This is a genomic window from Psychrobacter jeotgali, from assembly GCF_904846315.1.
GTDB lineage: Bacteria > Pseudomonadota > Gammaproteobacteria > Pseudomonadales > Moraxellaceae > Psychrobacter > Psychrobacter jeotgali.
In genome coordinates, this window is record NZ_CAJHAF010000001.1 from 2446193 (window position 1) to 2471715 (window position 25523).

General features: G+C 43.1%; 23 protein-coding genes. 8 read left to right on the forward strand and 15 right to left on the reverse strand.

Annotated features, from left to right (window positions below):
• Positions 1-40 precede the first annotated feature (40 nt).
• Positions 41-1537 (reverse strand): MATE family efflux transporter, encoded by a 1497-nt coding sequence (locus tag JMX18_RS10065; RefSeq protein WP_201587452.1) that lies wholly within the window; start codon positions 1535-1537, stop codon positions 41-43.
• A gap of 259 nt (positions 1538-1796) precedes the next feature.
• On the opposite strand from JMX18_RS10065, the gene JMX18_RS10070 reads away from it, so the two are divergent.
• Positions 1797-2549, forward strand: a complete 753-nt coding sequence (locus JMX18_RS10070) for an SDR family oxidoreductase (RefSeq protein WP_201587457.1) — start codon at positions 1797-1799, stop codon at positions 2547-2549.
• 357 nt (positions 2550-2906) lie between these two features.
• Complete coding sequence (locus JMX18_RS10075) at positions 2907-3896, forward strand: GTP pyrophosphokinase (protein WP_201587466.1); 990 nt, start codon at positions 2907-2909, stop codon at positions 3894-3896.
• 233 nt (positions 3897-4129) lie between these two features.
• On the opposite strand, the gene JMX18_RS10080 is transcribed toward JMX18_RS10075, so the two are convergent.
• The 5 genes from JMX18_RS10080 to JMX18_RS10100 all read right to left on the reverse strand — a co-directional run bounded on the left by JMX18_RS10080 (position 4130) and on the right by JMX18_RS10100 (position 8174).
• Positions 4130-4504 (reverse strand): DsrE family protein, encoded by a 375-nt coding sequence (locus tag JMX18_RS10080; protein ID WP_201587467.1) that lies wholly within the window; start codon positions 4502-4504, stop codon positions 4130-4132.
• A 159-nt stretch (positions 4505-4663) separates the two neighbouring features.
• A complete protein-coding gene (locus JMX18_RS10085) occupies positions 4664-5206 on the reverse strand; it encodes an acyl-CoA thioesterase (protein ID WP_201587468.1) in 543 nt (180 codons plus the stop codon).
• Positions 5207-5276: 70 nt separating this feature from the next.
• The gene (locus tag JMX18_RS10090; protein WP_201587469.1) at positions 5277-6335 is read right to left on the reverse strand and encodes a YheT family hydrolase; all 1059 of its coding nucleotides are present in this window, start codon (positions 6333-6335) and stop codon (positions 5277-5279) included.
• A gap of 150 nt (positions 6336-6485) precedes the next feature.
• Entirely contained in the window at positions 6486-7517 is a 1032-nt protein-coding gene (locus tag JMX18_RS10095; protein ID WP_201587470.1) for a YheT family hydrolase, read from the reverse strand.
• Positions 7518-7577: 60 nt separating this feature from the next.
• The gene (locus tag JMX18_RS10100) at positions 7578-8174 is read right to left on the reverse strand and encodes a YigZ family protein (protein ID WP_201587471.1); all 597 of its coding nucleotides are present in this window, start codon (positions 8172-8174) and stop codon (positions 7578-7580) included.
• A gap of 198 nt (positions 8175-8372) precedes the next feature.
• Between JMX18_RS10100 and JMX18_RS10105 the strand changes: the two genes are divergently transcribed.
• Both JMX18_RS10105 and JMX18_RS10110 read left to right on the forward strand, forming a co-directional pair.
• The gene (locus JMX18_RS10105; protein WP_201587472.1) at positions 8373-9077 is read left to right on the forward strand and encodes a pseudouridine synthase; all 705 of its coding nucleotides are present in this window, start codon (positions 8373-8375) and stop codon (positions 9075-9077) included.
• Positions 9078-9399: 322 nt separating this feature from the next.
• Complete coding sequence (locus tag JMX18_RS10110; RefSeq protein ID WP_227674629.1) at positions 9400-10473, forward strand: thioredoxin fold domain-containing protein; 1074 nt, start codon at positions 9400-9402, stop codon at positions 10471-10473.
• Positions 10474-10622: 149 nt separating this feature from the next.
• Here JMX18_RS10110 and JMX18_RS10115 read toward each other — a convergent pair whose 3' ends face one another.
• A complete protein-coding gene (locus JMX18_RS10115) occupies positions 10623-11282 on the reverse strand; it encodes a DUF2939 domain-containing protein (RefSeq protein ID WP_201587474.1) in 660 nt (219 codons plus the stop codon).
• 474 nt (positions 11283-11756) lie between these two features.
• On the opposite strand from JMX18_RS10115, the gene dnaJ reads away from it, so the two are divergent.
• The 3 genes from dnaJ to JMX18_RS10130 all read left to right on the forward strand — a co-directional run bounded on the left by dnaJ (position 11757) and on the right by JMX18_RS10130 (position 14758).
• Positions 11757-12890 (forward strand): molecular chaperone DnaJ, encoded by a 1134-nt coding sequence (gene dnaJ / locus JMX18_RS10120; protein WP_201587475.1) that lies wholly within the window; start codon positions 11757-11759, stop codon positions 12888-12890.
• A gap of 169 nt (positions 12891-13059) precedes the next feature.
• Positions 13060-13890 (forward strand): 4-hydroxy-tetrahydrodipicolinate reductase, encoded by an 831-nt coding sequence (gene dapB / locus JMX18_RS10125; protein WP_201587476.1) that lies wholly within the window; start codon positions 13060-13062, stop codon positions 13888-13890.
• Between the two features lie 28 nt (positions 13891-13918).
• Positions 13919-14758: a hypothetical protein gene (locus tag JMX18_RS10130; protein ID WP_201587477.1), complete on the forward strand. Its 840-nt coding sequence runs from the start codon at positions 13919-13921 to the stop codon at positions 14756-14758.
• A gap of 77 nt (positions 14759-14835) precedes the next feature.
• Here JMX18_RS10130 and JMX18_RS10135 read toward each other — a convergent pair whose 3' ends face one another.
• The 8 genes from JMX18_RS10135 to erpA form a co-directional block, all read right to left on the reverse strand.
• Entirely contained in the window at positions 14836-16011 is a 1176-nt protein-coding gene (locus JMX18_RS10135; RefSeq protein ID WP_201588317.1) for a type III PLP-dependent enzyme, read from the reverse strand.
• 77 nt (positions 16012-16088) lie between these two features.
• Complete coding sequence (gene def / locus JMX18_RS10140; protein ID WP_201587479.1) at positions 16089-16631, reverse strand: peptide deformylase; 543 nt, start codon at positions 16629-16631, stop codon at positions 16089-16091.
• A 178-nt stretch (positions 16632-16809) separates the two neighbouring features.
• Positions 16810-17064, reverse strand: coding sequence for a GlsB/YeaQ/YmgE family stress response membrane protein (locus tag JMX18_RS10145; RefSeq protein WP_201587481.1), 255 nt, complete (start codon positions 17062-17064; stop codon positions 16810-16812).
• Positions 17065-17508: 444 nt separating this feature from the next.
• A complete protein-coding gene (gene mpl / locus JMX18_RS10150; RefSeq protein WP_201587483.1) occupies positions 17509-18993 on the reverse strand; it encodes a UDP-N-acetylmuramate:L-alanyl-gamma-D-glutamyl-meso-diaminopimelate ligase in 1485 nt (494 codons plus the stop codon).
• Between the two features lie 151 nt (positions 18994-19144).
• A complete protein-coding gene (locus tag JMX18_RS13220; RefSeq protein ID WP_227674630.1) occupies positions 19145-19798 on the reverse strand; it encodes a copper resistance protein NlpE N-terminal domain-containing protein in 654 nt (217 codons plus the stop codon).
• A gap of 294 nt (positions 19799-20092) precedes the next feature.
• Entirely contained in the window at positions 20093-20599 is a 507-nt protein-coding gene (locus JMX18_RS10160; protein ID WP_201587485.1) for a disulfide bond formation protein B, read from the reverse strand.
• Positions 20600-20705: 106 nt separating this feature from the next.
• Positions 20706-22277, reverse strand: coding sequence for a glutamate--cysteine ligase (gshA, locus tag JMX18_RS10165; protein WP_201587486.1), 1572 nt, complete (start codon positions 22275-22277; stop codon positions 20706-20708).
• Positions 22278-22704: 427 nt separating this feature from the next.
• The gene (gene erpA / locus JMX18_RS10170; RefSeq protein WP_201587487.1) at positions 22705-23085 is read right to left on the reverse strand and encodes an iron-sulfur cluster insertion protein ErpA; all 381 of its coding nucleotides are present in this window, start codon (positions 23083-23085) and stop codon (positions 22705-22707) included.
• A 419-nt stretch (positions 23086-23504) separates the two neighbouring features.
• Between erpA and JMX18_RS10175 the strand changes: the two genes are divergently transcribed.
• The gene (locus tag JMX18_RS10175; RefSeq protein WP_201587488.1) at positions 23505-25499 is read left to right on the forward strand and encodes an ATP-binding cassette domain-containing protein; all 1995 of its coding nucleotides are present in this window, start codon (positions 23505-23507) and stop codon (positions 25497-25499) included.
• The last annotated feature ends 24 nt before the right edge of the window (positions 25500-25523 follow it).

Genomic DNA, 25523 nt, shown 5'->3' on the forward strand with positions numbered 1-25523 from the left:
TTATTGGTTTGATATTATCTATAAACCACACCACTACAGATTATCCTGGTTCCTGTACTTGCTTCCATGAAGTCGTCGGTGCCATATCACGACAAGATGAGCAGGTACCTCCATGGGCACGGTAACCCTCGGCTGTTTGCGCAGCTTCCTCTGAGGGCAAAATTTTGCCTTTACGCCATCCACCGTACATATATAGTCCTGCTCCCATCACCGCGGTGGCTACCATGCCCGCTGGAAAAGATAGCCAAAGCGCATCAGCGCCAAGCGTGGGATAAAGGCCGAAAGCAAAGCCTAGCCGCACCGGATACATAGAGATAACCATGACGATTAGCGGCCAAACCACATAACCGTTGGCACGCATGGCACCGAACAGCACTTGCGCTACCCCAAAAAACAGATAGCCCCAGGTCGCCATCAACTGAATATGGCGCCCAATCGGCACCGCTGGACTGTCACTACCCAGAAAGAGAGCCAAAACGCTTTCATCAAAAATAGTCAGCACGCTGATCATAGTTCCAGTCAATATTAGGTTAAAAATAAGTCCCCAACGCGTGATCCCTGACACCCGATTCCATTGATTGGCACCGATATTTTGTGCAACCATAGCACTGGCCGCAGCACTTAGCGCCATTGCCGGCATCTGCACGTAAGTCCAAAGCTGCTGGGTCGCACTATAAGCGGCGGTCGTCTGTACCCCCTCACGGTTGATCAAGGAAAGCATAGTGAGTGCTGCCGTAGAGATAACGATCATCTGTAGACCCATCGGTAGCCCCTTTGAAAACATCGATTTTAGTATGCTTAAGTCGGCACGCAAAAAGCGCAGCTCTGGCATACTTAGGGTTAACACAGAGCCTCGCCAGTACAGAGTGACGATCATACCAATGAGCGCTAGCGTATTGGCGACGGCGGTTGCAAAGGCTGAACCAAATATACCCCATTCAGGAAAGGGCCCTAGACCCAAAATAAGTATCGGCGTCAAAATCAGGTCTATAACCACCGACATAGCGATAAACCAAAGCGGCGTCGTAGAATCGCCCGTCCCGCGCAGTGCCATCATCATTAGGGTAAAGGTTAGGGTAACGGGCATTGCAATAAAAATCATCCGCAGATAAGTCAAAGCAAGCTCAAAAGCACTTGGGGGCGTACCCAGCAGCTCAAGTAGCGCCGGCGCAAATATCCACCCGCCTGTCGCCAGCAATACACTTATTGGAATAATACTACCTAGCGCCGTTCCCATGGTTTTTTTGACCATAGTATCGTTGCGGCGACCCATTGCTTGGCCAATCAAAATAGTAGCCGCCATACCGAAACCGAAAACAAAGGAGATCATGATAAACATCAAGATGTTACCGTTCGTCGTTGCGGCAAGCGCTTCTTCGCCTAAAAACCGGCCTACCCAAACCGCATTGATTGAGCCATTCAATGACTGTAGTACCGATGACCCAAGGGTTGGTAAGGCAAACAGCAGCATGGTTTTGGCAATGGACCCTTCGGTGAGGTCACGGCCTTTATTCGCAGGAGTACTGGTATCGCTCAATGTCTTTCCTTCCTCGTCATCCAAATGGGCTTCGGCTAATTAAATAAAAATACTTATTATAAATGACAATGCTGATGCCATCTTGATGAAAATGGTAATCAAATCAGTACTAACCAAACTCTAGCACTTATTATCTTTGCACTTACTACCTTTACACTTATTAATAATCAACGACATTACTTTCTCAGTCGCACTCTTTTGAGCTTATTTCAGATAGATGTTATATTAGAATAGAAAAACATAACATGGAGACGATTATATGTTTGATTTAACAGGGAATATAGCTTTAGTCACTGGCGGTTCCAACGGCATTGGTAAAGGTATTGTAAAAAGCCTATCAGACGCCGGCGCCAAAGTCATCATTGCTGATATTGACGTGAAAGCAGGAAAAGCAGTTGCCAAAGAATTCAATGGTGAGTTTTATGAATTAGATGTCGCAGATGTCAAAAGAGCAGATGAAGTCGTCACTGAGATATTAAATAAGCATGAGCGCATTGATATCTTAGCGGCAAATACCGGTATCTATCCTGAAGTCACTATTGAAGATATGACCGAAGAAGACTGGGATCATATTCAGAGTATTAACCTAAAAGGCATGTTCTTTGTCGCAAAGCCCGTAATAAAAGCCATGAAAGAACAAGAGTATGGCAGAGTTATTTTAACCTCATCGATTACAGGCGATATTACAGGTTATCCGGGTGGTGGATTGTACGGTGCCACCAAAGCTGCTAATTTAGGTTTTATGAGAAACGTCGCCGTTGAATATGCCCAATATGGAATCACTGTGAACTCCGTCCAACCCGGAATGATTGGGACAGAAAGTCTGAAGAGAGAATTGGGCGTACTGGCTGAAACAGGGGCAAAATCTATTCCGATGAAGAGATTAGGAGAGCCTGAAGATATTGGCGCAGCGGTGGTCTTTTTTGCATCAAAAGAAGCCAATTACATCACAGGACAAGGTTTAGTCATTGATGGCGGCGCTATCTTACCGGAAACGCCAGATGTCATTTAAATAATGAATTTTATGTTCACAACCTTTACGAAGAGTAGGTAGGGTGCGCCCAGCGCACCAAAAACTTAGCTTTAACACACATCAAGCACTATCGAAACAAGCAATTGGTGCGCAAGGCGGCACCCTACCTAAAATCTTAAGCTGTTCAAAAAATATTGGCTTTAAACTAAAAAAGAAACATCAGATAGTCTGGTGTTTCTTTTTTTTGACTACAAGTTTGTAGTTAAGATAGTTGGCTATAAAACTGTAGTTAAGTCATAAGTCAAAACCTGTCATTATAAATTGGTTTGTTCGAGCATTTATAATGTAATATAAGAATATCAACTGCTAGTGACAACCTATTCAATGAGTTATAAGATGAATTCAATATTGAAAGAATATGACAAAAAGAGAGAGATACTAGAGAATCTGGATAAATCTCTCGAGACGCTTATAAATTCTTTGCTTAAACAAAAAGGTATTAAGGCTCATCAAATACAAACCAGAGTCAAGGATAGGGATAGTTTAGAAAAGAAAATTTTAGCAAAACAGAAATACGAGTCTTTAGACGATATTACAGATATAGTCGGTATCCGTATAATCACATACTTTGAAGATGAGGTAGATAAAGTAGCTAATGTAGTCGAAGATGAGTTTGATATAGATCGAGAGAGTTCAGTCGATAAACGTGAGATAGATACTGATAGATTTGGCTATAGGAGTCTACATTATGTAGCTAGTTTGAAGAAAAATAGGACTATCCTTTCAGAATACTCAGATTTTGAAACTTTCAAGTTTGAGTTTCAAATCAGAAGTATCTTACAACATTCATGGGCAGAGATTGAACATGATTTGGGCTATAAAGGTGCTTCGGAAATTCCATCTTCTGCAAAACGTACTTTTTATAGAGTTGCAGCGCTTTTGGAGCAGGCAGATATTGAGTTTGTAAAATTAAAGTCTACTATAATGGAGTTTGAATATAGTATGCATGAAAAAATTAAAACTAAACCGGATGAAGTTAAAATCAATAAAGCTTCGCTCTTATCTTTTATGACTACAAACGAAAACTTAACTAGAATTGAAAATGAAATAGCTAGTTGTAACTGTAGTGTATCAGTAGTGGAAAATAATACGCAAAGTCTCATTAGTAATTCATTGATTGATAGGATAAAAGCTTTGGGCATAGAAAACATAAAAGATCTTGAAGAAACGTATCTAATTCATGAAAAAAGATTTATACCAGATGCACAAATAGATTTCAAAAGTACTATTAATACTACTTTTGAAAGAGGTACTTCAGTTCTTTGGCTATTAGTTTTTTTAGAGAACATGCACAATAATAATCAACCTTGGTCATTCAATGAATAGCTGTAGGGTGCGCCCAGCGCACCAAAAACTTAGCCTTAAGCCACATCAAGCACTATCGAACAAGCAATCGGTGCGCAAGGCGGTACCCTACCCAAAACTTTAGCCTATCTAAAAACACCCCAAAACCAAACTTTCAACACAAAAAAATAGGTCAGCTCCCAAATCATCAAAACGATGACCAGAAAGCTAACCCATTTATATTACTTTATTAGGGTCTGTTGAACATTCAAATATTAGGTCAGCTGCAACGAACCCTTCGCATTCATTACCAGCTCGACCACATCATCAGCACTAATCATCTCAAAGCGCGAGTCGATTTTTGATTCATCGATATTATTGTGTTTAACACAAGCGCCGCAGACCAAGATTTGTCCGTCTTTCTCCAAAAACGCTTTCAATAATTTAGCAGCAGGCTCAAACGGTGCGCCAATATCGATACTATCAAAAGCGTCAGATACCCCTAAATGCACCGCATCTACCATCAAGATAATCGAGGCAGAATGCCCTTTTTCAAGTGCTTTTACCGCCATCGTAAGCGCAACGGTAACCTTGTTTGGATCGGTATCATTATCGAATAAAGTACCTACATAATCTGTTGTTTTAACCATGTCGTTCTCCTTGTACATTCTAGTTAAGTATATGTGACATACCTTGTTATCCTAACACTTAATATATTTATCTGTATAATGTATTGTTATGAAAGAGTAGTACTAAGGTTAATAGGGGTTAATCGGCTGTGACAGCCCACCCATATATACGGCACAAAGCTAACTATTCGGTGGCCACGGACGATCATCATCACTCTCAATCCATTCTGCCACGTACCCTGTCGGTGGCAACTCCCAATCTGCTTGCCCCAAAGCTTCTAGCACCCGCGCGGTTTCTATAACTTTGCCGCCTTCGGTAACGCCAGTGCGCAGTAGCGCAGAGGAGCAAGGCTTACCTTTAACCCACATCGACTGCTCAATATATATCCAGCGTGCGTCAAATCCTGCAATATGGGTTTTCATAGTCACCTTGTCAAAGGCGCGAATACGTTTACGATACTGTACGGTGCTACCGGCAACGACCAAGCCCCAGCGTTGTTTAAGCAATTGCATGCCCAGTCCCGTACGTACGGCAAAGTCGGTGCGCCCCATATCATAAAGGGTCAACACCCGACCATTATTCATCTCAAGGAAGTTATCGATGTCGGATAAACGGCAGTAAAAGCTAATCTCGCCAGTATCTCTAAAGGTGAGGGTGTTGCCTTTTTTAGCTTGCACAGCAGCTTTGACGATGGTGGCGGTATAACGAATGAAGGGATACATAAAAGGCTCTCAAAAATAGGGCTCTCAAAAATAGGGCTCATAAAAGTAAGTGGGACTAAAATGGGCTTAGTTATTTATTATTATTGGCAGTCACACCAATAGATTGAAAAAATGCGCTAGCAGTTTCAGGTATCCAATTGATATCGAATTTTGAAGACTTGGTGTTGTTATCTTTAGGGACAGCTTGATTATTAGAGCCGTAGCGGATATAACCTACATGCCCGCCATGATCAGTCTCCAAAATAGTGACGCTGCTCGAGACATCGTTTGGGGTGGCAGTAAAGCCAAGGAACGGGTCATCTTTGGCGCTAATCAATAACAGCGGATGGGTTACATTTATTAGGTAAGGTAGGGCAGAGGAGGAGTGATAGTAGTCATTTTTGGAGCGATAACCGTGACGCGGCGCGGTAAAGATATTGTCAAAATCACTGATACGATTGACGGATTTAATAGAATCAATCTCCTCTGCGCTGATGTCATTTGCAAGTGCCTTTTTGATGATAGGATTAAGCAGATAGGGGGTATAAATGCGATGGCTTAAAAAGCTATGCATACTAATCGCTGCTGACGACATATCGACAGGAGCAGAGATTACTACCGCCGCTTTACATAATGCCTGATCGCCATATTCGCCCATATATTTGGCGAGCGCATTACCGCCAAGAGAAACCCCAACCGCATAAATATTGGCAAATTTTTGACTTAAGTTTTGCAGCATGTGCTGTACTTCTTCGGTGTCACCAGCATTATAAAAGACGCGACCATTAGCCGGAATACCGCCGCAGCTACGAAAGTGCGCCACCACGAAGTGCCAGCCTTGCGCGTGCATTTGATAAGCTAAAGCGCGTGCATAGTGGCTATCACTACTGCCTTCCATGCCATGAAACAGCACTACTAATGGGGTCTGCTCAAGCGTCGCATCCGCCGTACTTTCTATAGGATGCGCATCATAAAAATCGTAAGCAATATCGGTCTCATCCAAGGAGTCTTTTATCACTTCTCGGCGATAAGTAGGGGTCTCTGGCGCAAAAAACTTGGGCAAGATACTTTGCAAGTGCGGATTGCTAAGCCAAAAAGGCGGTTTAAAAGGAGCAGGGGAAAATGATTTTGGTGGATTTGAGAGTAGCATATAATTATCTTATTAGTCAGTCACTTAGTAGTGATTGTAAACGAATTAAAAAACAGTGCCTTATCATACTCATAGCTATTGCCAAAACCAATAACTTTCAGTGAACGGATGGTTACTAAATAGCAAAGGGGTTGCCGCAAAGGGAGTTATTTACGCAGACGCTGCAGTGTTAAAAAACTGTAGCGCTGTTTCAGGTACCCAATTGGTATCTAATCCTTTGTCTTTCCAACGTACAAAGCCAATGTGACCGCCATGCACCGGCTCGTACAATATTACGCTGCTTGAGACATCGCCTGCTGTAGCGCTAATACCCAAAAAAGGGTCGTCTTTAGCGGTGATAATCAGAGTTGGTTTGCTGATTTTATGCAAATGCGGCATCGCCGAGGCTTGGCGATAGTAATCATAAGGCGAGCGGTAACCCAAGCGCGGCGCGGTAAAGGCTTCGTCAAACTCTTGAATACGCTCGCTGGCGGTAATTTTACTCAGCTCTGTAACATCTAACTGCTGATTCAAAACCTTGGTCAGCATGGGGTTTAATAAATAGGGTGTATATAGCCTGCGACCTATCAGGTTTTCCATCGCCGTTGTTGCTGATGCCAAATCCAGCGGCGCTGATAGCACCGTCGCAGCGGCACAAATGGCATTATCACCATAATCTGCCATATAACGCGCCAATAAGTTGCCTCCCAGCGACACTCCCACCGCATAAATGGTTTCGTAGCGCTCAGCCAGTACTGCCAGCGTATGATGGGTCTCTGCACTATCACCAGCATGATAGACCACCTCATTGGACATTGGAACACCGCCGCAGCCACGAAAATGTCCCACCACAAAGTGCCAGCCTTGCTGCTCGACATAAGTGGCTAACGTCCGAGCATAATGGCTGGCACTACTGCCCTCCATCCCATGAAATAAGACTACCAATGGCGTTTTGTAACGTTGATGGTGCTGCGGTTGTGGCTCACTATTATCGATGAAGTCATAAGCCACCTCGCTAATTTGATGAGAGTCTAGTATCAGCTCGCGGCGATAACTAGGATCCTGTTTGACAAGCACAGTAGGCAGGATGGTTTGTAAATGGGCATTGCTGAGCCAAAAAGGCGGCTCAAAGGGCTCAAAGTTAAAGGTATTACCATTGATAATAGGCGGGGTTTTCAGTTCTGCTAGGTTAAGTACTGGCATGGCAACTCTCTTGGTTTGATTTATTATTTTATTGCTATTTATTCTGAAAAGTAGCGGTGATTATTCATTCTCTAACACCTGCCCATCCATCGCCAAACGTTCTTTTAAAGCCTCAATATCTTGCTCAGCAATGGTTACGGTTAGCGTAACTTGTTTGCTATACTCAACATCATCAATATGGCCGTTTAAGTCCTCGACCACGTAGCGACATTGGGCTTCGGTCGCAAAATCCGCCAGTATCTTTATCTGTTCCATGGGTACAAAGGGCTGCAATGTCATTTTATCAACGGCTGCTTGTGCAGAACCGGCGTAGGCACGGGTCAGGCCGCCAGCACCCAATTTAATACCGCCAAAATAACGCACCACAATGATAATTATATTGCCAATAGACTTATGTTGCAGCACATTTAATATCGGTCGTCCAGCAGTACCGTTCGGCTCACCATCGTCATCGAAGCCCGCACTGGTGGTATTCTCGGGATCACCAATGATATACGCCCAACACCAATGACGCGCATCAGGGTACTTTTTACGCAATTGTTCCACGTGAAACATGGCTTGTTCCCGTGAAGTAACGGGATAAGCGTAAGCGATAAATTCAGACTTTCTAATCTCCAGCCTGGCAGTGACAGCTTTTTGCAAGGTTTGATAACTCATGTAATTAATCCAATCTGAAAAATATCCCAATAGCACGTTTGACCTATATCCTAGTTTTGTTTGGGGCTAACTATATTGTTTTGATGATACACCTAGGTTTAGATGGGATATGTTAAACTTGCCTCATAAATAATATAGTCGTTATTCGACCTGGTTTTCATTTATTCCACTATAACAAAACTGATGGTAGCAAATAGTATGCGTTTAGATAAATTTATTAGTAAAGCCACTGAGCTGTCGCGTAAAGAGTCCAAAAAAATCCTCCATGCCGGAGAAATAACTGTCAATGATGAGGTCATAAAAGACCCAGGACTACACGTCGATATCGTTGATGATGAGGTCATGTGGGCAGGCGAGCCGTTATCGGTGGCAACCGGCAATCGTTATATCTTATTGCATAAGCCTGAAGGTTTCGAGTGTACCCTCAAGGCTAAAGAGTATCCTATCGTCACCGAGCTTATCGCCGTGCCCGAGCTGGACAGCTTACGCATTGCTGGGCGTTTGGACGTCGATACCACAGGTGCGCTGCTGCTTAGTGATGATGGCAAATGGCTACACCGAGTCACCAGTCCCAAGCATGCTAATGCCAAAGTCTATGAGCTGACTTTGGCGGATCCCATGGATGAGGATGCACAGGCGCACGCTGTGAAAAAGGTGAGCGAGGGTATATTGCTAGAAGGCGATTATGAACCTACCAAACCAGCTAACCTTGAGTTTATCGATGAAACTCATGCCCGTTTGACCTTAGAGCAAGGCAAATACCATCAAGTCAAACGCATGATGGGTTACTTTGGCAATAAAGTTGTTGAGCTGCACCGTGCTAGCATTGGTCATATTACTTTGGAAGGGCTGGATAAAGGGGATAGCCGTTTCTTGACCAGCGATGAAGTAGAGAGGTTTTAAATCCGTTTAGCGTTTATTGATAATTTTATCTTCATCTACTCTAAAACTATTGGTGTAGGCTGGGTTTTTAACCCAGCTTTTTACTTCCGAAAAGCTTCATAGAGGTTTTATTTAAAAAAATTCTATCGCAGTGCCGTTTTCTATCGCTTCTTTTGTTTGAGTGATCTGTGCTCATTTATTGCTTGTCTCTTAAAGCTGGGTAGCAGTTTTGCAAAATCAGTTATCGATTACTTATCAAAATAGCCTAATGTGCTAAAGTCTCCAAATGCTTTTAATCTACTTTTTTACATAATGTAATCAGTCGTTATTAGAATTTGAGAGGATGCTGTTTGTGAAACTACTTCTACCTAAATCTGTCGGTATTGTCAGCGCTATTTTATTAGCGACCACGGCTTGTGCCCAACCTACCGCCAATAATCCAGCCAGCCCAACGGCCAACCAAGAAGCTCAAAATATATCAGCTGCTGGCAAGGTAGATAGCGCTATCGACAGCCATCTACGCCAAGTATTGAGTCAGGCGGGTATCAAAACCCAAATCACCTCCATTGTGCCCTCTAATTTACCCAATATGTATCAAGTTGACCTTGTCGGTCAGCCCCCGCTACACATGACTGCTGACGGTAAGTATGTCATTCAAGGTGAGCTACAAAAGAATCCTAGTAAACGGGTGGTCAATACCACACCTACACGTAGCAATAGTGCTCAGATAGGTATGCCAGTCCATGCTGATGTCAAATCATCTATGCTGGCGAATATGGATGCGCTTAAAAATATGAGCAGCAAAACGCCGTTTTTTTATACAGCGGTACCGGGGGTGGTTTGGGGAGCCACACTTGAGGGCGTACCATTCTTAATATCTGACAATGCTCAGTACGTTACTGATGGCGAGATCTCAGTCATTGAAAATGGTCAATTTACGGGATTGGATGAAGACTTTGAGGCTAAAAAAAACCAATCGGTATTTAAAGGCTTGGATGAGTCGCAGCTGATTACTTATCCGGCGACCACTACCGAGAGAGCGGTTATCTACGTAGCGACGGATGTCAATTGTCCCTATTGCCGCCAGTTACACAAGCAGATGGATAGCCTGAATCAAAAAGGCGTGACGGTGAAGACCATCGGTTATCCCATTTATCCAAAGTCTCCTGAGCAGATGCACGGTATTTGGTGTCAAACGCAAGATAGCGGTCGCCGTAAAGCTTTAGATAAAGCGATGTTGAAGGGAGAGATGACGCCCGCACCCGCTGGATGCAGCTCCGATTATGTTACCCCTAATCGTGAAAAAGCAGCTGGGCTTGCCGTAATCGCTACGCCTGCCATTTATCGTGAGGACGGGGTGCTCTATCAAGCCAGCTTTGAGAGTCCTGAATTTTTAGAATTTTTGGGAGTACAGTAGTGCTTAGTAGTTAGTAATAACAAAATATAATGAGCGAAAGTGCCGCATAAATTACCCATTTATGCGGCACTTTTCTACATTTTAGGGACATATCAGTTTAGATGATTTTTTAAAGGCCTTATTTTAAGCTATAAATATTAAAACTTTATTTATGGCAAGGTCACATCAACAATTTTCCAATTAACCAAACCTTCACGCTGCATCTCAACTATCAGCGGATAACCTTTAACTTGACCACTAATGGTAAAGCAATCGATTCCGCAGTAGCTAAGAGTAGGTTTATTGCTGTCTATGCCTTGCGCCGCTTGTTGTTCGAGCTCGACAGCTTGTTTTTCCATAACTTGCTGTATCTGGTTCTTTATAACCGCATTGATATCGCCGCGCTGAGCAATCATATCTTGAATCAAAAGGCGCAAATCCACTTGATTGCTAGCAATAGCCCAAGCAGCAGCCAACTCTTTGGTCGCCGTGTTAGCCTGACCTTGAGTATTAATCAGCCGCTCTATATTTTGCGACGTGATTGCTTCATCTACCGCTCCTGTAATAAACTCATTAGCCGCTTGCTGTAGTGGTTCACCTCCAAGCTCTGCTACTAATGGATACCTGGTCATAGTATTAGCGAATTTACCTGTTAATTGGCTCTGAACACTAGGGCGAACCTGCTCAAAATCAATGGCCGCTGCGATAGTAGCTCCATCATTAGCATCGTAAGCATTCTTAAGCTGATAGGCCGTGTAATAAGGTGAGCCGCCATATACCGCTACAGCAATGACGACCAGTAACATAACTAATGCAAGCAGCTTTTTCATAGAGATTTATACCTTATACAGAGTTTACGAGCTTCTTTCTGATGAAAGTTACAATAATAAATGCGGCGATAAATACTAGCACGACTTACCTTGGTAAAGGTATAGAAAAAGTTTATCCTTCTATCTCTACTTTTCATTTATAAATATTAATCAATAAATAATAAATATCTTACGCAATAATTTGCCCGTTCAAAAGCTTGATAAATTGAACGAGCATCTCCATAAATAGCGCAAACTTTTATTAATTGATGTGGTTAAACAGTATTTCGCTTTTTAGCCTATATTTCTAATCTTATGGTCTTTATATAGTCGTTACTATATAGTCACTGCGCTCTTACGATTTCGCTTTCGATGTTTCATGTGAAACATTGAGATGGGTTTAGTTGCGAAAATTAGTAGGTAGCTATTAATAAGTCAGTCGTCAAGATTAAAAGATTTTAGGCCAGCGTCACTGTGATAACGATAGGAGAACCCATGAGCAAGCGCGATTTTTATGAAGTATTAGGGGTTAGCAAGACTGCAGATACTAAAGAGATTAAACGAGCCTACCGTAAGCTCGCTATGAAATACCATCCAGACCGTAACTCTGATGACCCTGATGCTGAGGAAAAATTTAAAGAAGCGTCAATGGCCTATGAAGTGCTTAGCAATGAAGAAAAACGCTCAGCCTATGATCGTATGGGTCACTCTGCCTTTGAAAGTGGTATGGGCGGTGGCGGTTTTGGCGGCGCAGGGGGAGGTAACTTCCAAGATATCTTTGGTGATATCTTCGGTAACTTCGGTGATATCTTTGGTCAAGCCCGTGGCGGTGGTGGACGCGCCCGCCGTGGCTCAGACTTGCGTTATGTGATTGAATTAACCCTTGAAGAGGCGGTACGGGGCTGCAAAAAAGAAATTAGTTTTACCGCTCCTGCTCCTTGTGACACTTGTGATGGTAAAGGCGCCAAAGATGCCTCGGATATAGTTACTTGTCAGACTTGTCATGGTCAAGGTCAAATCCGTATGCAGCAAGGATTTTTTGCGGTACAACAGACCTGCCCACAGTGCGGCGGTAATGGTAAACAAATCAAAAATCCGTGCCCTACTTGTCATGGTAGCGGCGTAAAAGACAAATCACGCACACTTGAGGTTTCTATTCCTGCAGGCGTTGATGATGGTGACCGAGTACGTTTAGCGGGCGAAGGTGAAGCTGGCGGGGCAGGCGTGCAAAATGGTGATTTGTATGTCGAAGTTCGGGTCAAACCGCACGATGTCTTTACCCGCCAAGGCGCCGATCTTTATATGGATGTACCAGTCAGTATTACCGATGCTGCGCTTGGTAAAGAAGTGGAGATTCCTACTTTAGACGGCAAAGTAAATATCAAAATTGCTGAAGGGACCCAAAGCGGTAAGCTCCTGCGCGTACGTGGTAAAGGCGTGACGCCCGTACGGACTACTATGAAAGGTGATTTGATCTGCCGTGTGGTTATCGAAACGCCGGTAAACCTAACCCGTGAGCAAAAAGACTTACTGCGTCAGTTCCAAGATACCCTTGATGGTGACAGTAACCACAAGCAGTCACCGCATAAAAAATCTTTCTTTAAAAAGATTGGTGAGCTGTTTGATTAAGGTTAAGTTTATTTAGAGCAATTATCATCTCAAAGCTCAATAGTTTCACGTGAAACTATTGAGCTTTTTATTGCCTCTTTATTAATAGCGGCAAAAATAATTCATGGTATGATATTCCTATCATTAAATAATCATGACCACTTTGCAAAAGTAGATTTTAGGAAAAAATATGAGCAAACAAACAGATAATAAAACTATAAATGTTGGCGTGATTGGCGCTGGCGGGCGTATGGGGCGGATGCTGATTGAAGCGGTACAGGACAATCCAAACACCACTTTGAGCGCAGCGATTGAGCGCCAGGGCTCAAGCCTTGTCGGTGCTGATGCTGGAGAAGTCGCTGCCATAGGGATTCTAGAGGTAAAAGTGGTCGATGATTTGGTCGCTGTCATTGATAATATTGACGTATTGATTGATTTTAGCCTACCCGATGCCACTGAACAAAACATGCAAACCTGTGCCGAGCATAAAGTCGCAATGGTTATTGGCACTACCGGTTTTAATGAGCAGCAAGAGCAAGTGCTGTTTGAAGCGAGCAAGCACATTCCTATCGTTTACGCTGGCAATTATTCTACTGGGGTAAATTTATCCCTAAAGCTATTAGCTATGGCCGCCAAAGCTTTTGGCAACGAAGCTGATGTCGAAATCATTGAAGCGCATCATAAGCATAAAATTGATGCCCCTTCAGGTACCGCTTATATGATGGCTGAAGCGGTTGCCGAAGCTCGCGGACAAAACCTAAAAGAGGTGGCGATATATGGCCGCGAAGGACAAACGGGCGAGCGCAAAAAAGGTACTATCGGTATCCATGCGGTACGTGGCGGTGAGATCGTCGGTGATCACACAGTGATGTTTATCGCTGACGGTGAAGTGGTCGAAATTACCCACAGAGCACGAGCACGCATGACGTTTGCCGCTGGAGCGGTACGGGCAGCAACATGGATTATTCAGCAAGATAAAGGGCAGTATAATATGCAGGATGTATTGGGTTTGAGTGAGTAGGACTATAAATAATAGGGGTGCTAAAAAGATGAGTATAAACCATGCTGTTATACGCTCATTAATTTTGACTATAAGTCTAAGCTCATCTTTTGCAGTCCAAGCCGCTACTTATCAAACCTACGTCATCGATACCTATGGCGGCGACTCGCTGCTGCCAGCCGTACGTCAGCAGTTGAATACTAGCCCGAATGGCGGAACTGTGACCCCTTATCAAGGAAAGTTGATACTACAAACGACCGCAGCTAACTACCAAGCGGTGCAGAAATTATTAACCCAGATTGATACGCAGCCGCAAGCGCTAACTATAGCGGTACGTGTAGGCAATGTAAGTCAGACTCAAAGCAATATCCAACAAGGTCGAGTGGTTATTAGCAATCATGGTATTCGAGGTGCAGGGGTAATCAATCAAAGCCATAATCAGCAGCACAGCAACAACTTATACCAAGTGCAAACCTTGTCCGGTAGCGCTGCTAGTATTAGTACGGGGACACTTTATGCGCTCAGGCAAAGCTATCAAGCTAATATTTATCCTAACTATAACCGCCCTACAGGACAGATAATTATTCAGCAGCAACGGTTACTACCCACCACTCAAGGTATCAAAGTGACTCCTAGATTGTTGCCTAATGGACAAGTAGAGGTCCAACTAAACCAAGTTGAAGAAGCGCTAGTAAATGCTAATTCTTCCTACCAGCAGAAACCTACTGTCCAAGCTCAACGACTTAACAGCACTATTACTGTGCCACGTGGGCAGTGGATCACTATCGGAGAAATAGCACAAAGTAGCCAAAATCAAAGCTCAAATTATGGCAGTAATCGAAGCGGTGTAAGTAGTAATAGGGCACCAATCTCACTGTTGGTTAAATAGCTTTTATCAGACAAAAAAACGCGGCATAGTTACTAACGATGCCGCATTTTTCGATTTTATTATGTTGCAGTGAAACTCTAATCTATATAGACCACTTCAAGCGGTGGAAAACCGTTAAACTCAACAGACGAGTAGGAGTTGGTATAAGCGCCTGTAGTTAGCCAGTAAATTTTGTCGCCAATCTCAAGCTCATTGGGCAACTGATAACCGGCTTCTTCATACATAATATCAGTCGAATCACAGGTTGGCCCCGCCAATACTACCGTGCCCTCGCTGGTTGAGGTCTCCATCTTTGGGGTATAAACCGGATATTTAATAGCCTCGCCCAAAGTTTCGATTAAGCCTTGGAACAAGCCCACATCGGTATAAACCCAGCGAGTCAAATCAGTATCTGATTTACGTGATATCAGTACCACATCACTGACTAAGACGCCAGAGCCGCCTACTAATGAGCGCCCAGGCTCTAAGATAATCTCTGGCATATCCTCATCGCTATAATCATCGCTCAGATAGCTGTTAATCTCAGAAGCATAGACCGATAGCGGATTGACTTCACTGATATAGTTGGTTGGGAAGCCGCCACCTAAGTTGATCATTTGCAGCTTAATATCTTCTTCATTTTGCATCCAGTCAAACATATATTTAACTTTAGCGAGCGCATCATCCCATGCCGCCACATCTTTTTGTTGGCTACCCACATGAAAAGAGATGCCATAAGGTACTAAACCCAAATCGCGCGCTTGTACCAATAGATCAATCGCCATATTGGGATGACAACCAAACTTACGTGATAGTGGCCATTCAGCGGTTTCAGAGCCTTGGACTAGAATACGCACAAATACGTTGGAACCGGGTGCATGCTCGGCAATGTTCTTTAGATCTGCCTCTGAATCAGTAGCATATAACCTAACGCCTTTATCATAAGCGTACTTAACGTGTTGCGCCTTTTTGATGGTATTACCATAGGAGATACGCTCAGCATCAACACCGCAATCCAGTACCCGATCCAATTCATAAATAGAGGCACAGTCAAAGTTAGAGCCTAAGTCTGCCAATAGCTCAATAACTTCAACGGCTGGGCTGGCTTTCATTGCATAATGAATTTTAGCTTTAGGAAAGTGTCCAATCATTTCGTGATATTTGGTTTTGATACGACTTAGATCAACGATCAAAAAAGGGGTCTCACGACCCTCAGCAACTTTAGTAAATTTTTGCCAGTCAGCAGGGTTAAAATATTGATCAATTTTGATCATAGTCATAATGGTAAACCTTTAATAGATATGATGATAAGCCCGATAATTGGATGATTAAACACTGAGCCATCAAGCCTCTAAGTATTGCTAGGTTGGGCTTGTTTTTCAGCCTGCTTTTCGCGTATTTTAAGCACTTTTTTGACTTTATCGCGAGCACGGGTTTGTTTAAGCCGTGATAGATAGTCCACAAAGATAACGCCGTTTAGGTGATCCATTTCATGCTGAATACAGACGGCAAGTAGCCCTTCTACTTCTTTATCAATGGTTTCTCCGTTCTCATCCAAAGCTTCAATACGTACTCTAGTAGGACGTTCGACCTTATCATAGACGTCAGGTACAGATAAACAGCCTTCTTCATACGGCTGTTTTTCTTCAACCAAAGGGGTAACTTTGGGGTTAATAAATACCATTGGCGTGTCTTTGTTTTCAGACAAATCCATAACAATAAGCTGAATATGACGATCTACTTGTGTAGCAGCAAGACCAATACCGTCTGCGGCATACATAGTTTCAATCATATCAGCGATTAAGGTTTTGATTTCATCATTGACCTCTTTTACTGGCGCTGCAACGGTACGCAAGCGCGGGTCGGGATAGCTCAAGATTGGGAGTAATGCCATAATGCGCACCTCGTAATAGCGAAAAAATTGACAGTATTATAAGTTAAATGAGGGCAAAAGAAACATTTATCAATAGTATTTAAGATTGTTCACTCAACATGTCTGATATAAAGCAATAGCCATGAAAAAAGACCTTATATACATAAGGTCTTTTATGGAGCGAAATTTAATAGGTCAGTTATACGCGGCGCTTGTTCATGATCATCTCATAGAGGAACAGTAAGATGATGGCACCGATTACTGAGAAGATAAGACCAACGAAGCCGCCGTCAGCACTAATACCTATCAAGCTGGCAATAAATCCACCTAGCATCGCACCAACGATACCCAAAATAATGGTCATAATCCAACCCATAGGATCGCTACCAGGCTTGATGGCACGGGCCAATAAACCAGCCACTAAACCTACGATAATCATCCAAATAAAACCCATTTTTATTCTCCTAAATCCATGAATATTAATTTTTAGTATTTATTTAATAACTTGTTTGTACAGCAATCTTTTGCTGCAAATTGCTTCAAATATTACGTCTATATTAAAGATAACCTAGCGGCCTCTTTGATATTGATGAACCCATTGTAAACACTCAAGGATATGAAGAATAAGCAAAAAATGTTACCAGTGTATGGGCTATGTGAGAAATAAAGTTGATTTGCTATATTGCAGGGCGGTTAGGTAAATAAAGAGTTACAAAGATGCAGAACCATTAATAAATGGATAGTTATTCATAAAAGTAAAAGAAAGTATTGGAGCAGCTTTAATAGAGGCGAACTAAAAATCGAATTAAAAGGACCACCATAAGCTCTAACGCTAACGGCCTGCGAAAGCAGGCCGTTATTTGAATACCGTCTTCCTTCCTAAGACAGTATTCAGTTACTATGAATTAGTTTCAGTAGGCAGATGATTCAAGGCGGTCAGTAAGCGCTGATGAATGCCTTCGAAACTACCGTTAGACATAATAATAATGGCATCTCCTGATGAGGCATTGACGCTGATATAGTCAATGATGGCCTCAATACTGCTCAATACTTGCTGTTTATTCTTCTCAATATTAGCGTTACCTTCGATAGCTTCTCTTAACCCCCATTCAAGACCAGCGGGCTCGTACCATAAGGTATGGTCAGCAAGCGCTGCTGACTGCGCAAGACTGTCTTGATGCACACCCATTTTCATGGTGTTGCTGCGTGGTTCAATAATCGCCCAAACTCTTCTATCGGTCAGCTTCTTTTTAGCGCCATCTAAAGTGGTAGTAATGGCGGTAGGATGGTGCGCAAAATCATCAAAGATTAAAATATCATTAACATTACCTATCAGCTCCATACGGCGTTTGATACCAGCAAAGTCTGATAGTGCCTCACAAGCCGTAACGATATCAACGCCGACATTATAGGCAGCAGCCACTGCTACCAAAGCATTATTGACGTTATGAATGCCGCTCATTGCCCAATCAACCACCGCACTAGCGGCTACATCCTCATTGAAGCTTACTTTGAACTGGCTGCCATCTTCATTAATCAGCTCAGCTTGCCAGTCACTATTTATATTCTGATCGCTATCTTCAACGGAAGGCGACGGTTGATGGGTGACAGCTGTGCGCCAGATAGGCGTCCATACCCCTTTGGCAAGGGTATCTTCCAAGCTGATGGTAGCGGCTGGCATGATGATTTTACCTGTACTGGGGATCATACGTACCATGTGGTGAAATTGAGTCTGAATGGCATTTAGGTCAGTGAAAATATCTGCATGATCAAATTCAAGGTTATTCAAGATAGCTGTACGAGGACGATAATGGACAAACTTCGAACGCTTATCAAAAAATGCAGAATCATATTCGTCAGCTTCAATCACAAAATAGCCCATGGATTCTGAATCTGATTCAGCGCCGAGATAGCTACTGTGAGCAAAGACCTTTTGCAAATGCTCATCAGTGGTATCAACTAAGGGTACACCGCCGATCAAAAACCCAGCATCCATACCGGCGCGGTGTAATATCCATGCCAGCATCGTCGTCGTCGTGGTTTTGCCATGAGTCCCTGCTACCGCAATAACGTGACGAGATTGCAGGATTTGCTCGGACAGGAACTGCGGCCCTGAGGTATAACGCAAACCTTGATCCAGCATATATTCGACAACGTCCATGCCACGTTTCATGGCATTACCGACTACTACTAAGTCCGGAGCAGGCTGCAAATGCTCTATCAAGTAGCCATCGCCAATGGTCACACCTGCCTGCTCAAGCTGAGTAGACATAGGCGGATAAATATTGGCATCAGAGCCAGTAACGGTATGACCAAGGGCTCGAGCAAGTAAAGCAAGCGACCCCATAAAAGTGCCACAAATGCCAAGAATATGAATATGCATAGACGTTCCGAACTAAAAGTTATAATAAAAATGGGAAAAAAAACTTATTTGTGAGCAGCGCTTATTGTAACTCATTAACAGCAGAGCTAATAGATTACCCATAAAAAACGCCTAATGAATAGGCGTTAAAATAAAAGTCGAGCATAACAAGCTATTTGAGCGCTAACATATAATCATCATCAGGCTGGTTGTTTTTATCCATCATTAACAAATGATTATTTTGGATACGATAGCTCTCAATATTTTGTTTGTCATAAACAATGGTAATCATATCGCTGTCTTGCCGATATACGCCCGGCTCAACTAAAGGAACTTTTGGGGTTTCTGAGTTGCGGTAAATACTGGTCTTTAATACAGTGCCATCAGCGAATAAGTTCAAGGTTACGTCAATACTATCGCAGAATACGCAAGGAAACATACCAAAATAATCACCGATGAGGGTCGCTTGTAAGGCATTGCTATGATCAATATTAGCATCGGTTAATGAATGGCTTTGTTCTTTAGGTTGGGCGGCGGCTATCAAAGACTCTGATTGAGATGCAGTGCTAGTAGCCATTTCGTTGGAGCCTGTAGTGCTATAATTATCCAGTAACGCTTGTTTTTTCCCCCTATCTGCCTGTAGTTGGGACTGAGCAGAAGTAGTGGGGTTTATGAGGGATTTTTCTGTGGTTGACGTTGAAGAGGGTTGCTCATTACAGCCCATTAATAATAGACAGCATGGCAGGGACCACAGCAGTGGCGTCAATAGACGACGTGATTTTTTACAGAAATTACTAATAATAAAATGTTTAATGGATAAGTACATATAATTATACCAACAGCAGACGAATGCCGCCTGAGTAGCAGCTTTATTGCCTATTTACTATACACTTATTATGCAGTATAGGTTAACAGTTTTTAAAAAATATTAGGGTGGTATAAGATAACAAACCATAAATACCGCACGGCCACTGTTATGTGCCTTTTTTGTTATATCAATATGAGAAGATGTTAAAAAATTACGATTAGTAATTTTGATAGCCGCTAACTCATCAAAGTTATAGCTGGAAAGCACAAGTCAAAGGCAGTTCAATGCCTTAATTGGACTTGCCTTCTATCTCTATGGCCGCAGAATACGCCAAAGGATTAATAGATGCACTACTATCAATGCACTAAAGAAAATTAAAGATTGCTCAGGAATGCTCAGCCCCCAGAATTGCCAATCAATGGTGGCGCACTCTCCAGAGCCGGATAACACTTCACTTAGCACTTGCTTCATGGGTAAGGTGTCGACCCAATAATCCAAACCTGGGCCACACGATGGCACCTGATCAGGTGGCAAGCCTTGTAGCCAAACATGACGTCCGGCTACCCCAGTCGCCCAGCCAATACCTATCAAACTACCCAGCCACAAGACTAGCTTCACAGCCTTTGATTTAGGGTTAGTCAATGCCGCAATCAGAGCAAAACCGCCCATAATCATCAGGCCTATACGCTGGAAAACACATAAAGGACAAGGTGATAGACCCAGGTAGCGTTGCAAAAAGAACAGCGCATACCCCATGCCAAGCACAGTCATAAGGACTAAAAAAACTTGTAGGCTACGATAAGTAGTCAGTCGTTGCATCTAGTAGATACTCTTTATTAAGTAGTCTTATTAGCAGCTACACTTATGCCATCATTTATCAGTAGCACGGTATCTGTTTTTGAATCAGTCAACTATAAACGTAATTTTAGCGGTACTGCTGTACAAAGTCTATAAACTCTTCGGTCTCCGTTTCTTCCAGCTCTGTCTGTTGCAATATAGATTTTTCGGCTAGCACTTCATATTTAGCTTGAGTATTAGGGCTTAAGGTCTGCTGCAATAGGGTATCACGATGCTGCTGTGCTAGGGTGTAGCCAAGTTGCCACATACCGCCCAAGCGCTCACTATCGGCATTAACTTGCGCTGAAATCGTTGATTCGGACTGAATGGCTTTACCATGCATGAGAGCCAAGGCTGCACGGTAGTCATTACCGCCATAATGCGCATCAAGTAAGGCCGCTAACGGTAGCATATTGCTCAAATGACTAACCATCCAGCTCTCTAACGGTATCTCTTTACCTTTATCGACGATGTGTAAATTATCACGGCGGCCTTCGTTAACCACGCGCTCAATATTAATAGCCAGCTCTTCATCCTCTTCAGGGAGTAGATCAGGAGAGGAATTTAGTAAACAATATAAAGCTAGAATCTCTAAGAAACAGGCGCTTGATAACCGAATACCAATATCGCTATAAGGGTCAAGGTCAATGGCGCGAAACTCAACATAGGCAATACCGCGGCGCTCTAGAGCTTCGGTTGGGGTTTCGCCGCGTTCGGCGATTTGCTTAGGACGAATAGGACTGTAGTATTCATTTTCTATTTGCAAAATGTGATTGTTTATTTGTATCGGATTGCCATCAGCATCATCCACCCCTAAGCTTTTAAAGCCTTCGTGCGGGGTTTGAATAGCACGGCGTAGACCAGCGATATATTCAGGTAAATTATTATAGCGGATATCAAGATTCTCTTGCACGCTATTGGTATAACCCAGTCTACCCATCCGTAAGCTAGTAGCCGTAGGCTTATAATAAGTTGAGTCATTTTGCAGGATTAAGTCATGCTCACGCCCTGCCAAAAAGCAGGGAGAAACGTTAGGACTGGCGCCTAGTAAATAGAGCACTAGCCCGGTCATACGCTTAAAGTTACGAATTAGGCCCAGATACTTGTCATTTCTAAACTCAGTTAGGGTTTGACCTTGGGCTTCTGGCAGCTGTGCTTGCCATGATTTGAACAGCTCATCACCAAAGGATAAGTTATAGTGCAAACCGGCGATGGCCTGCATTCTGCGACCATAGCGCACGCCAAGTCCACTACGATAAAGGGTCTTAAGCCTACCCGTATTAGAGCTACCAAAGTCCGCTAAAGGGATGTCTTCATCTTCTGCTGAGCGCATATAAGGCATAGACAATGGCCACATGAGCTCCTCTTCAGGTAAGGCTTGATACACCAGCACATGAAGTTGACGTAGTATGACTAGAGTGTCTTTAGGAGTGGTTCTGGGGTCAGTGACCAGCTCTAATAGATTCTCTGAGTAATCAGTAGTAATGAAAGGATGGGTTAGTTTAGAGCCTAACTTTTTGGGATGAGGTGCTCGGCTTAGATAGCCATCAGGTTTAACACGTAAGCCTTCTTTTTCGATACCACGTAGCATTCCGGTTAAATGCTGGCTACTCATCCAGCTTGGGATTTCAAAATCGGCAAAATTACTCATAATAGTCATCTATTGTTATTCGTTATGGCAGAGCAATGGTCAGCTAAGCATTGCTCAAAGTTAGGATTCAAAGTTAAGATAAAAAAGTTAGGATAAATTTGAGGTCAATAATTAAGTCAGTTTAGCCCAAAGCTTTATTAAAAACTACGTACGATTACAAATTCAGTAACCTTTGCATGCGTTTCTATGACTAATGATTTGAGGTTGAATACTCAAAAAACTTATAGAAGTAAATTAAAAACCAGCTTAATATAAACTTATTATATAGTGCTTATAGTTAAGCAAAAAAGCATCTAACGCTAAGCTAGATGCTTTTTTCGCTATTTGGATTATTGCTTAATATCCGCTGATCACTCGCATTCTAAGGTATTTGCGCCTAGGTTATTTACTAGCGCTACATGGATACCGCCAAAAGGCTGTCAGAACATTTATAGTTTTAAATCGAAAACGACGAGCCACAGCCACAAGAGGTTTTAGCGTTAGGGTTTTGTACCACAAAACGCGCACCTTCTAGCCCTTCGGTATAGTCAACGGTAGAGCCTTGTAGATACTGATAGCTCAAAGAGTCAATAACCAAGGTCACATCTCCATTATCGAAGTTAGCATCATCCTCATTCAGATCACTATCAAATCTAAAACCGTAAGAAAAACCTGAGCAGCCGCCGCCAGTAACATAGACGCGTAGCATAAGCTCGGCGTCACCCTCTTCTTCACGTAGTCGACGTACTTTTTGCGCAGCATTGTCGGTCAAACTTAAGACTGTAGGATCTACCGGCTGGCTTGCGCTTGGATTATATTGATTGGCTTGTTCGTTCATATCTACCTCAGTTACTAAAACAGTTACTAAAATCAAATAGCGTGGTTTATCAATTTACGCTTAATCAGGCTAAACATCAATGAGTTTTAAAAGGTGCTTTAACGTTTAACTGCCTGATGTCAATAGTATTTTGTCAGTATATCATAATTGGGGTGACGATGAATTTGTCAAGGGTGAGTGTTTGTCAAAATAACATTTATCAAAACAAAATAAAGTCGGCCTGCAGGCACTCTAAAACTTCTCTTGCGGTTGTATTAGCTGTCCTGCGACTCAATTATATAAGAAATTGAAATTAAATTAGTTGTTTAATCGTTTGCCTATCGAGTAGGCGTTTGAAATAATAGTCGGCAAATTAGCGCCTCATTTAACCTGTTAATCTATACCAATCCCTGTAGTTATATTTTGAGATAAAAAAACCTATGATCGAATTTAAAGACGTTAGTGTCCGCCGCGATGGCCGTATATTATTTAGCGGCGCAAGCTTCCAGTTGCATCCAGGCCATAAAGTGGGTCTGACGGGCAATAACGGCACCGGCAAATCTACCTTGTTTGCGCTATTACTGACTCAAATGGGAACCGGTGATACTGAAGTGACGCTTGATAAAGGTGAGATCAGTATTCCAGATAGCTGGCAAGTGGCGCATATGGCGCAGGAAGTAGAGGCAAGTAGTCAAACGGCGATCGATTATGTGCTAAGCGGTGATGAACAGTGGTATGAGATTAATGCAGCGCTGAATGACTTGAGTAGCGTTAGCGATGAGCAAATTGGAGTGCTGCATCAGCAGTTTGATGAAATTGATGGTTATCGTACGCCGACTAAAGCGGCGCAAATTATGGCCGGTCTTGGTTTCAATACTAATCAACATGAATTGCCTGTAGAAGGTTTCTCTGGCGGCTGGCGTATGCGCCTGAATCTTGCTAAAACCTTGATGAGCCGAGCTGATTTGATGCTGCTTGATGAGCCTACCAACCATTTGGATTTAGATGCCATTTTATGGCTTGAGACTTGGATCAATCAATTTGCAGGTCTCGTGATTGTGATCTCGCATGACCAAGCATTTTTGGATGCGACGGTTGGGCATATCTTGCACGTCGAACAGCAAAAAATCACCCTTTATACTGGTAACTACCAGCAGTTTATTCGCACTCGCCATGAACGTATGGCGCAGCAGCAGCAAGCGTATGAGAAACAGCAAGAAACTCGTGCGCATTTGGACGACTTTATTCGCCGTTTTCGTGCCAAAGCCAGTAAAGCTAAGCAGGCACAAAGCCGAATCAAGCAGCTTGAACGCATGGCTGATTTATCACCTATGATGGCTGATAATCCGTTTTCGTTTAAGTTCTATGAGCCTGCGCACATGAGCTCCCCGCTTATTGAGATGACCAAAGCTAATATTGGTTATAGCGATACGCCTCTATTATATAATGCCAATGTGCAAGTCACGCCTGATACACGGCTGGGTCTGCTCGGTATGAATGGTGCCGGTAAATCAACTCTGATTAAGGCCTTGGTTGGCGAGCTCAAAGTCCTATCGGGGACCTATACGGTGTCAGATACGCTCAAGCTTGGCTACTTTAACCAGCATCAAATGGATGCGCTAGACGCCGAAGCGACCCCAATGGAGATGCTACGCCGCTTAGCAGACAAAACCTCAGATGCGCTATTACGCTCATTTCTAGGTAGTTTTGACTTTCGTGGTGAGCGCATTGATACCCCAAGCGCGCTATTCTCAGGTGGAGAGCGCGCCCGTTTGACCCTAGCTTTAATTGTCTGGCAGCGCCCAAATGTCTTGGTGCTTGATGAGCCGACCAACCATTTGGATTTGCAAATGCGCCAAGCGCTGACCTTAGCTTTGCAAGGGTTTGAAGGCGCAGTGGTGTTGGTTTCACATGATCGAGAGCTGATTGCTAACGTTTGTGATGAGCTATATCTGGTCCATGATGGGCAGATCGATGAGTTTGACGGCGATATCCATGACTATGGTAAATGGTTGAGCGATAAACGCAAACAAGAGAATAGCCAAGACAAAAGTACAGATAAGAAAGTTAAGAATAAAAAGGCTAATAAGCAGTTCGTTTCACGTGAAACAAAAGTTCCTGACTCCCAGGCTACTAACGCCAAGGATATCAGTAAAGAAGAGCTGCGCAAGCGAGCTGCTGAACAGCGTAAGTTGACCGCACCTATTCGCCGTGAGATTGAAAATACCGAGAAAGCTTTGGCGAAGATTGAAAGCCAATTGGCTGCTGTTGAAGAAAAGCTGGCTGATACTGACCTTTATGAAGAAAGTCGCAAGTCTGATCTGCTTAAACTGCTTGAAGAGCAAGCGTCATTACAACAGCAGCATAGTGATCACGAAGAAGGTCTATTGACGGCGATGACTAGCCTAGAAGAGATGGAAGCAGATGTGAGTTAAAGTCTTAATTCATTACAGTTAAAT

Excerpts from the sequence above, each read along its gene's own strand:
- JMX18_RS13220 (WP_227674630.1), bottom strand. The coding sequence starts at position 19,798 with ATGTACTTATCCATTAAACATTTTATTATTAGTAATTTCTGTAAAAAA.
- mpl (WP_201587483.1), bottom strand. The coding sequence starts at position 18,993 with ATGCATATTCATATTCTTGGCATTTGTGGCACTTTTATGGGGTCGCTT.
- gshA (WP_201587486.1), bottom strand. The coding sequence starts at position 22,277 with ATGACTATTATGAGTAATTTTGCCGATTTTGAAATCCCAAGCTGGATG.
- JMX18_RS10145 (WP_201587481.1), bottom strand. The coding sequence starts at position 17,064 with ATGGGTTTTATTTGGATGATTATCGTAGGTTTAGTGGCTGGTTTATTG.
- JMX18_RS10095 (WP_201587470.1), bottom strand. The coding sequence starts at position 7,517 with ATGCCAGTACTTAACCTAGCAGAACTGAAAACCCCGCCTATTATCAAT.
- JMX18_RS10115 (WP_201587474.1), bottom strand. The coding sequence starts at position 11,282 with ATGAAAAAGCTGCTTGCATTAGTTATGTTACTGGTCGTCATTGCTGTA.
- dnaJ (WP_201587475.1), top strand. The coding sequence starts at position 11,757 with ATGAGCAAGCGCGATTTTTATGAAGTATTAGGGGTTAGCAAGACTGCA.
- JMX18_RS10105 (WP_201587472.1), top strand. The coding sequence starts at position 8,373 with ATGCGTTTAGATAAATTTATTAGTAAAGCCACTGAGCTGTCGCGTAAA.
- def (WP_201587479.1), bottom strand. The coding sequence starts at position 16,631 with ATGGCATTACTCCCAATCTTGAGCTATCCCGACCCGCGCTTGCGTACC.
- JMX18_RS10070 (WP_201587457.1), top strand. The coding sequence starts at position 1,797 with ATGTTTGATTTAACAGGGAATATAGCTTTAGTCACTGGCGGTTCCAAC.
- JMX18_RS10130 (WP_201587477.1), top strand. The coding sequence starts at position 13,919 with ATGAGTATAAACCATGCTGTTATACGCTCATTAATTTTGACTATAAGT.
- JMX18_RS10075 (WP_201587466.1), top strand. The coding sequence starts at position 2,907 with ATGAATTCAATATTGAAAGAATATGACAAAAAGAGAGAGATACTAGAG.
- dapB (WP_201587476.1), top strand. The coding sequence starts at position 13,060 with ATGAGCAAACAAACAGATAATAAAACTATAAATGTTGGCGTGATTGGC.
- JMX18_RS10100 (WP_201587471.1), bottom strand. The coding sequence starts at position 8,174 with ATGAGTTATCAAACCTTGCAAAAAGCTGTCACTGCCAGGCTGGAGATT.
- JMX18_RS10160 (WP_201587485.1), bottom strand. The coding sequence starts at position 20,599 with ATGCAACGACTGACTACTTATCGTAGCCTACAAGTTTTTTTAGTCCTT.
- JMX18_RS10135 (WP_201588317.1), bottom strand. The coding sequence starts at position 16,011 with ATGATCAAAATTGATCAATATTTTAACCCTGCTGACTGGCAAAAATTT.
- erpA (WP_201587487.1), bottom strand. The coding sequence starts at position 23,085 with ATGAACGAACAAGCCAATCAATATAATCCAAGCGCAAGCCAGCCGGTA.
- JMX18_RS10085 (WP_201587468.1), bottom strand. The coding sequence starts at position 5,206 with ATGTATCCCTTCATTCGTTATACCGCCACCATCGTCAAAGCTGCTGTG.
- JMX18_RS10175 (WP_201587488.1), top strand. The coding sequence starts at position 23,505 with ATGATCGAATTTAAAGACGTTAGTGTCCGCCGCGATGGCCGTATATTA.
- JMX18_RS10080 (WP_201587467.1), bottom strand. The coding sequence starts at position 4,504 with ATGGTTAAAACAACAGATTATGTAGGTACTTTATTCGATAATGATACC.
- JMX18_RS10090 (WP_201587469.1), bottom strand. The coding sequence starts at position 6,335 with ATGCTACTCTCAAATCCACCAAAATCATTTTCCCCTGCTCCTTTTAAA.
- JMX18_RS10110 (WP_227674629.1), top strand. The coding sequence starts at position 9,400 with ATGCTGTTTGTGAAACTACTTCTACCTAAATCTGTCGGTATTGTCAGC.